Source organism: Streptomyces sp. NPDC058459 (genome assembly GCF_042721685.1).
In the GTDB taxonomy this organism is placed as follows: Bacteria; Actinomycetota; Actinomycetes; order Streptomycetales; family Streptomycetaceae; genus Streptomyces.
Map to the genome: position 1 here is coordinate 1 of NZ_JBHXLV010000267.1, position 7830 is coordinate 7830.

6 protein-coding genes are annotated in these 7830 nt (G+C 72.4%); 3 read left to right on the forward strand and 3 right to left on the reverse strand.

Annotated features, from left to right (window positions below):
• Positions 1–464: 464 nt before the first annotated feature.
• Entirely contained in the window at positions 465–1013 is a 549-nt protein-coding gene (locus tag ACFWN1_RS30070; protein WP_384368833.1) for a MarR family winged helix-turn-helix transcriptional regulator, read from the reverse strand.
• Between the two features lie 135 nt (positions 1014–1148).
• Between ACFWN1_RS30070 and ACFWN1_RS30075 the strand changes: the two genes are divergently transcribed.
• Positions 1149–2408, forward strand: a complete 1260-nt coding sequence (locus ACFWN1_RS30075) for an MFS transporter (protein WP_384368849.1) — start codon at positions 1149–1151, stop codon at positions 2406–2408.
• 64 nt (positions 2409–2472) lie between these two features.
• On the opposite strand, the gene ACFWN1_RS30080 is transcribed toward ACFWN1_RS30075, so the two are convergent.
• Complete coding sequence (locus tag ACFWN1_RS30080; RefSeq protein ID WP_384368836.1) at positions 2473–4101, reverse strand: SpoIIE family protein phosphatase; 1629 nt, start codon at positions 4099–4101, stop codon at positions 2473–2475.
• 131 nt (positions 4102–4232) lie between these two features.
• Entirely contained in the window at positions 4233–5609 is a 1377-nt protein-coding gene (locus tag ACFWN1_RS30085) for an NAD(P)/FAD-dependent oxidoreductase (protein WP_384368839.1), read from the reverse strand.
• A gap of 312 nt (positions 5610–5921) precedes the next feature.
• On the opposite strand from ACFWN1_RS30085, the gene ACFWN1_RS30090 reads away from it, so the two are divergent.
• Both ACFWN1_RS30090 and ACFWN1_RS30095 read left to right on the forward strand, forming a co-directional pair.
• Positions 5922–6635, forward strand: a complete 714-nt coding sequence (locus ACFWN1_RS30090; RefSeq protein ID WP_384368842.1) for a TetR/AcrR family transcriptional regulator — start codon at positions 5922–5924, stop codon at positions 6633–6635.
• A 175-nt stretch (positions 6636–6810) separates the two neighbouring features.
• Positions 6811–7830, forward strand: a 1020-nt coding sequence (locus tag ACFWN1_RS30095) for an RNA polymerase sigma factor (RefSeq protein ID WP_384368846.1), incomplete at its 3' end; no start/stop codon positions are given.

Below are 7830 nucleotides of genomic sequence, written 5' to 3' on the forward strand. Positions count from 1 at the left end.
GGTCGCTTCCTTCGTACTCACCCTCTCGGGCTTTCCTCCGGGCTTCCCTTCGGTGTTTCCGACTCTATCAGATCTTTCCGACCCGATTTCCTCGGTGCTTTCCAGGTCTTCGCTTTCGCGTCTCCCTTTCCGGCGGTTCCGACTCTATCAGAACCTTTCGGTGTCTGATTCCCAGTCAGCGGGGCTGTCTTCCCGGCCCGCTGGGCCGTTCCGACGTCTCAAACATTAGCCGATCAACCCCGGCAGCCCTAATCGGGCTGCCGGTCCCCATTCGAATTGAATTCGGACACGCCGAATGCAATCCCGGGGGATGGTCGTACTGATTGGTTTGAGGTGCCGCTCCACGCGGCGAGTTGTTGCGGAGAACCGTTACGGCTCCGTGCAACCCGGAGAACTTTACGGACTGAGCCGGGACGGGTCAAGCTCCGCTGTCAAGATTTTTTCCGAGGGCCTGGTCCGGTCCATCAGTCCAGGTCGGAGAGCCGGCCCTCGGCGTCGTGCTGAGCGTGCTCCACGCGGCGGAGGAGCCTGGCGAGCACCTCTCCCAGTACGGAACGCTCCCCGGAGGTGAGGTCCTGGAGCAGGTCCTCCTCGAAGACCGTCGCCATGCGCATCGCTTCGAGCCACTTCTCCCGGCCCTCGGTGGTCAGCTCCACGATGACGCGGACACGGTTGGACTCGTCGCGCTCGCGGGTGACCAGACCCTCGGTGACCATGCGGTCGATGCGGTGGGTCATGGCGGCCGGGGTGAGACCGAGCCGCTTGGCCAGCTCGCCGGGGCCCATCCGGTAGGGGGCGCCGGAGAGGACCAGGGCCTTCAGCACCTCCCACTCGGCGTTGCTGATGCCCAGCTCGGCGGTCTGACGGCCATAGGCCACGTTCATCCGGCGGTTCAGCCGGGACAGTGCCGAGACGATCTCCTCGACCTGGGGGTCGAGATCCTGGAACTCGCGCTGGTATGCGGCGATCTGTTCGTCGAGTGTCGGCTCCGGCACGCCGTCGTTGTCGGCCATACCCAGGAGTATGGCACGGGGGGTCTTTGCCTTGAAGTCCTTCGCCATGTAGTCTTTAGCTTCGAACTTTAGCTTTGAAGTCTTCACTCCTAACTTGTGGAAGAGGTGAACGTGACCAGGGCGATGGGGGCGGCGATGCCCCGCATCCACGTGGGCAACGCGCTCAGCGCGTTCGGACTCGGCTTCACGGTCCCGTACCTGTACGTCTACGTGGCGCAGGTGCGAGGGCTGGGGGCCGCGACGGCGGGACTCGTGCTCGCTGTCTTCGCCGTGGCGGCGCTGATAGCGCTGCCGTTCGCCGGGCGGGCGATCGTCCGGCGCGGTCCGCTGCCCGTCCTGCTCGTCGCCCTGGTCCTGTCCGCGTTCGGCGCTCTGGGCCTGGGGCTGGCGGGCGGTGCGGTGCCCGTACTGCTGACGGCGGCTGTGCTAGGAGCCGGGCAGGCCGTGATGCAGCCCGCGCTGGCGACGATGATCGTGGACTGCTCGACCAGCGCGACCCGGTCGCGGGCGTTCGCCACGCAGTTCTTCCTGCAGAACCTGGGGCTGGGCGTCGGGGGTCTCATAGGCGGCCATCTGGTCGACGCCGGCCGGGCCTCCTCCTTCACCGTGCTGTTCAGCATCGAGGCCACGATCTTCGTGCTGCTCGCGATGCTGATGGCCACGGTGCGGATGCCCCGCGCCCCGCGCCTCACCGACCTGCCCTCAGGCCCGGCCAGGGGCGGCTGGCGGCAGCTCGTGCAGAACCGGGCGATGGTGCGGCTCTGCCTGCTGGGCTTCGTGCTGTTCTTCGCCTGCTACGGCCAGTTCGAGTCCGGCCTGAGCGCGTACGGCGTAGAGGCAGCCGGGATATCCACGTCCACGCTCGGCACCGCGCTCGCCGCCAACACGCTGATGATCGTCGTGGCGCAGTTCGCCGTGCTGAGGCTGGTCGAGCGGCGGCGCCGGTCGCGGGTGATCGCGGTGGTCGGTCTGATCTGGACCGTGGCCTGGCTGGCGGCGGGGTACGCCGGGCTCGGGCACGGCAGCCAGGAGATGGCCACGGCCGCGTTCGTGTCGGCGTACGCGCTGTTCGGGCTCGGTGAGTCCATGCTGTCGCCGACCGTGGCGCCGCTGGTCGCCGATCTGGCGCCGGAGGGTATGGCCGGGCAGTACAACTCCGCGTTCGCGCTGGTCAAGCAGTTGGCGCTGGCCGTCGGGCCGGCCGTCGGCGGGCCGCTGGGCGCCTCGCTGCCCGCGCCGTACATCGTGACGTTCGTGCTGTTCTCGGTGGCGATCAGCGGGCTGGCGCTGCGGCTGGCTAGTCGGCTGACGCCGGCCCAGGACCACCCGTGGGCGGCGGCGAAGAGCCGGGTCGTGGCGCAGGGCGGTACGCCGGTGGAGTCGGTGAACGCGTAGACGTGCGTACACGGCGTGAGGGCCGGGAGCACATCAGGTGCTTCCGGCCCTCACGCACATCGGGCTAGCGCTTCGGGAGCAGGAACTCGCACCAGACCGCCTTGCCGCCGCCCGGGGTGCGGCGGGAGCCCCAGCCCGAGGCGATGGTGGCGACGATGTCGATGCCGCGCCCGGACTCGTCGGCCGGGTCGGCGCGGCGGCGGCGCGGGAGGTGGTCGTCGCCGTCGGTGACCTCGATGATCAGGCGGCGGTCGGTGCGGCGCAGTCTGAGCCGCATGGGCGGGGTGCCGTGCTGGAGGGAGTTGGCGACCAGCTCGCTGGCGGCCAGGACGCCGAGGTCGTGGAGTTCGGTGGGGAAGCGCCAGCTGGTGAGCACCCCGGAGGCGAAGGCGCGGGCGCGCGGGGCGGCCTCGACGCCGCCGAGGAGGTCGAGGGCCGCGTTGCGGAAGAGGTCGGCGGCGGGGCCGGTGCGGGCGGGGTGCTGGAGGACGAGGACGGCCACGTCGTCGTCGTGGTCGGCGGTGACGCCGGCCGAGCGGACCAGGCGGTCGCAGACGACCTGCGGGGAGCCGGTGGCGCCGGAGAGGGCGCGGGCCAGGGCGGTGATGCCCTCGTCGAGATCCTGGTCGCGGCGTTCGACCAGGCCGTCCGTGTAGAGGACGGCGGTGGCGCCGGGGCCGAGGGGGACGGAGCCGGAGGAGTGGACCCAGCCGCCGGTGCCCAGCGGGGGGCCGGTGGGTTCGTCGGCGCGCAGAACCTCGCCGTGCTCGTCGCGGACCAGGATCGGCAGGTGGCCGGCGGAGGCGTAGACCAAGCGGCCCTCGTTGGGGTCGTGGACGGCGTAGACGCAGGTGGCGATCTGGTTGGCGTCGATCTCGATGGCGAGGCCGTCGAGGAGCTGGAGGACCTCGTGCGGGGGGAGGTCGAGGCGGGCGTAGGCGCGGACGGCGGTGCGGAGCTGGCCCATGACGGCGGCGGCGCGCACGCCCCGGCCCATGACGTCACCGATGACGAGGGCGGTGCGGCCGCCGCCGAGGGTGATCACGTCGTACCAGTCGCCGCCGACCGCGGCCTCGGTGCCGCCGGGCTGGTAGGTGGCGGCCACGCGCAGGTCGTCGGGTTCCTCCAGATCCTGGGGGAGCAGGGAGCGCTGGAGGGTGACGGCGGTCTGGCGCTGGGTGCGTTCGCTGGCGCGCAGGCGTTCGGCGGCCTCGGCGTGGTCGGTGACATCGGTGGCGAAGACGAGGACGCCCGCCTCGCGGTCGCGGTGTCCGGTGACCGGGGTGCAGGTGAACGTGTAGGAGCGGCCGTCGACGGCCTTGCGGGACTTCAGGGTGCGGGGTCGGCCGCTGCGCAGCACCTGGTCCAGGAGGGGGAGAAGGCCCAGCTCGGCGAGTTCGGGGAGGGTGTCGCGGGCCGGGCTGCCGGGGGCGCGGGGGCCGAACGCGGTGACGTAGGCGGCGTTGACGTGGGCGAGGCGGTGGTCGGGGCCGTGCACCAGGGCGACGAGGGCCGGGACGCGGTCGAGGACCTCGCGGGTGGGCAGTCCGTCGACGGCGGAGGCGGGGTGGCCGGCGCGGGCGGCGGGCACCGGGCTCTCGCTCCGCCGGTCCGGGGGGACCGTCTGCTCGGTCCGCGCTGCGGCGCGGCGCTGCGTTCCGGGGAGCCGGGCGCTCCAGCGCGTGAAGTTCACAGTGGGGAAAGCCTCGTGTGTGCTGAAGGGCGGGCTGTTGCCCGTCCGAGGATGTGGAGCAGTCTGGCAGGTGGCCGTCCGCGGTGACATCCGTCAGACGCCCCGGCGGGCCGGGGAGTTCCCGGGTCCGGTCAGGACGACCCCTTCGGGGGGTCCGGGGGCCGGTGCGGGGGTTTTTCCCCGGCCGCCAGTTCGAACTCGGCCCGCGGGTGTTCGAGTGAGCCGAGGGAGACGATCTCCCGCTTGAAGAGTCCGGCGAGGGTCCACTCGGCGAGCACGCGGGCCTTGCGGTTGAGGGTGGGCACGCGGCTGAGGTGGTACGCCCGGTGCAGGAGCCAGGCGGGGCGGCCCTTGAGCCCGCGGCCGTACACCTGGGCGACGCCCTTGTGCAGGCCGAGGGAGGCGACGGAGCCGAGCTGCCGGTGGGCGTAGGTGCGCAGGGGCTCGCCGCGCAGGGTGTGCACGATGTTGTCGCCGAGGACCCTGGCCTGGCGCAGCGCGTTCTGGGCGTTGGGCGCGGTGGTGGTGCCGGGGTCGGCGGCGGTGACGTCGGGTACGGCGGCGGCGTCGCCCGCGGCCCAGGCGTGCTCGGTGCCCTCTACGGCGAGCTGGGCGGTGCAGCGCAGCCTGCCGCGCGCGTCGAGGGGGAGGTCGGTGGCGGCGAGCACCGGGTGGGGTCGGACGCCGGCGGTCCACACGACGGTGCGGGTGGGGAGGCGGCGGCCGTCGCTGAGGACGGCGACGCGGCCGGCGCAGGATTCGAGGCGGGTGTTCAGCAGCACCTGGATGTTGCGGCGGCGCAGCTGGGTCACGGTGTGCCGGCCCAGTTCGGGGCCGACCTCGGGCAGCACCCGTCCGGTGGCCTCCACCAGGACCCACCGCATGTCCTCGGGGCGGAGGTTGGGGTAGTAGCGGGCGGCGTAGCGGGCCATGTCCTCGAGTTCGCCGAGGGCCTCGACGCCCGCGTAGCCGCCGCCGACGAAGACGAAGGTGAGGGCGGCGTCGCGCAGCGCGGGGTCGCGGGTGGAGGAGGCGATGTCCATCTGCTCGATGACGTGGTTGCGCAGTCCGATGGCCTCCTCGACGGTCCTGAAGCCGATGCCGTGCTCGGCGAGGCCGGGGACGGGCAGGGTGCGGGAGACGGAGCCGGGGGCGAGGACGAGTTCGTCGTAGCCGATGAGCTCGGCGGCGCGGCCGTGCCGCTCGGCGGCGAGGGTGGTGACGGCGGCGGTGCGTACGGCATGGTCCACGGCGGTGACCTCGCCGACGACGACGCGGCACCCGGGCAGGACGCGGCGCAGGGGTACGACGACATGGCGCGGGGAGATCGAGCCGGCGGCGGCCTCGGGGAGGAACGGCTGGTACGTCATATAGGGGTCGGGGCTGACCACGGTGATCTCGACGTCACCCCGTCTGAGCTGCCGTTTCAGCTTCCGCTGGAGACGCAGGGCGGTGTACATGCCGACGTGGCCCCCGCCGACGACCAGAATGCGCGCGCGTTCCTTCACCCTCCCATGACGCACCCGGCGCTGTTGTTTGTCCACAGCCCTGACAATGTGTGTGACCGGCGGCCGGATGTGCGGGGGCACGGAATCCGGACATAAATGGCTGGTACTCCGATCGAGGGGCGCACTGTGCGGAACCTACCCCTTATGAATTGACTCCCGCTCAACTATGTTGCTGTGTCTACGAGGTGCGGGAAGGTCGTCGAGGGGGTCGCCCCGTGCGGGCCCGCTCAGGACCGGCGCCAGTTTTCCGCGCTCTCGGAAATCAGTGGCGGGGAGAGTCTCCGGGGGGAGACGTCATTACCGGGGGAACATATGCATGTTCAGGAATCGCACTGGTCAGCGGCGCCCCTGGCGTCGGCCGGACGGACGGGCGGCGGGCGTGCGGCGCCGCTGCGGGTGGACGCGCAGCGCAATCTGGAGCACGTGCTGAGGGCGGCGCGTGAGGTGTTCGGCGAGCTGGGGTACGGCGCGCCGATGGAGGACGTGGCGCGCCGGGCGCGGGTCGGGGTGGGCACGGTGTACCGGCGTTTCCCCAGCAAGGACGTGCTGGTGCGGCGGATCGCCGAGGAGGAGACCGCGCGGCTGACCGAGCAGGCGCGGACCGCGCTGGGCCAGGAGGACGAGCCGTGGTCGGCGCTCTCCCGCTTCCTGCGCACCTCGGTGGCGTCCGGCGCGGGCCGGCTGCTGCCGCCGCAGGTGCTGCGGGTGGGGGTGGCGGAGGAGAGCCCCGCCGAGGAGGCGCGGGTGCCGCAGCAGCGCTCCCAGGCGGGTGCCGGGGAGCTGCGCCTGGTGGACGAGGACCGCTCGGCCGGCGAGCCGGGTACGGCGACGCTGCTGAACGTGGTCGGTCAGCTGGTGGAGCGGGCCCGTGCGGCCGGTGAGCTGCGGGCCGACGTGTCGGTGTCGGACGTGCTGCTGGTGATCGCCACCGCGGCGCCCGCGCTGCCGGACGCGGCGCAGCAGGCGGCCGCCTCGGCACGGCTGCTGGACATCCTGCTGGAGGGGCTGCGGTCCCGGCCCGTGTAGCGAAGCGCGCTGAACCCCCGTACTGGGGACGCTCGTTCGGAACTGTTTGCGGGTGGTCGGTGCAACTTCCGCCCGGATGAGTGACGGGGCGGACGAGTGGACCGGTGGTCAATACGGCTGTGGCACGCTGAGCCCGTAAAGGATCGGACTGTGCCGGTGTCGGGGGCTGCACGCGATGGGCGTTGACGGGTGGGACGGCGCGCGCGCCGACGGTGGTGGTGACACGGAGGCCGGGGGACTGACCTCCCCGCAGGTGCCGGGCCAGGGCGGCCGGGGTGTCCCGGGCGGCGGCGAGCGGGCGATGCTCCCGGCCCAGCGCGAGGGCAGCACGCTGCCTCCCCCGCCCGACGCGCCGCCCGCCGACGGCGAGCTGATCGAGCGGATGCGCGCCGGGGACGACTCGGCGTACGAGGAGCTGTACCGGCGGCACGCGGACGCGGTGCGACGCTACGCGCGCACCTGCTGCCGGGACGGGCACACCGCCGACGACCTCACGGCCGAGGTGTTCGCCCGCATGCTGCAGGCGGTGCGCGGCGGTTCGGGCCCCGAGTACGCGGTGCGCGCCTATCTGCTGACCTCGGTGCGCCGGGTCGCCGCGCACTGGACGCGGTCCGCCAGGCGCGAGCAGCTCGTGGACGACTTCGCGGTGTTCGCCCAACACGCGTCCCGGGCCGCCGAGGTGGCCGACGACACCGGTTCCCTGGGGATCTTCGGCGCCGACCTGGGTGCCGACGTACGCGCGATGCGCGAGGCCGAACAGACCCTGGCCATGCAGGCGTTCCGCTCCCTGCCCGAGCGCTGGCAGGCGGTCCTCTGGCACACCGAGGTGGAGGACGAGTCGCCCAGCGAGGTGGCTGTGCTGTTCGGGCTGGACGCCAACGGCACCCGGGTGCTGGCCAGTCGCGCCCGCGAGGGGCTGAAGCAGGCGTACCTCCAGGCGCATGTCAGCGCGACCCTGGTGAACGACGAGGAGTGCGCGCGCTACGCCGACCAGTTCGGTGGCTACGCCCGTCGCAAGCTGCGCATCCGGGCGGAACGCGGGCTGCGCAAGCACCTGGAGGAGTGCGCCAGGTGCCGGCTGGCGGCCGCGCAGATCGAGGAGGTGGCCGGGGGTATTCCGGCCGTCGTCCCGGTCGCGGTCATCGGCTGGTTCGGCGCCGCCGGGTACGCCAAGGCGCTCGGGGTCATCGCCGGT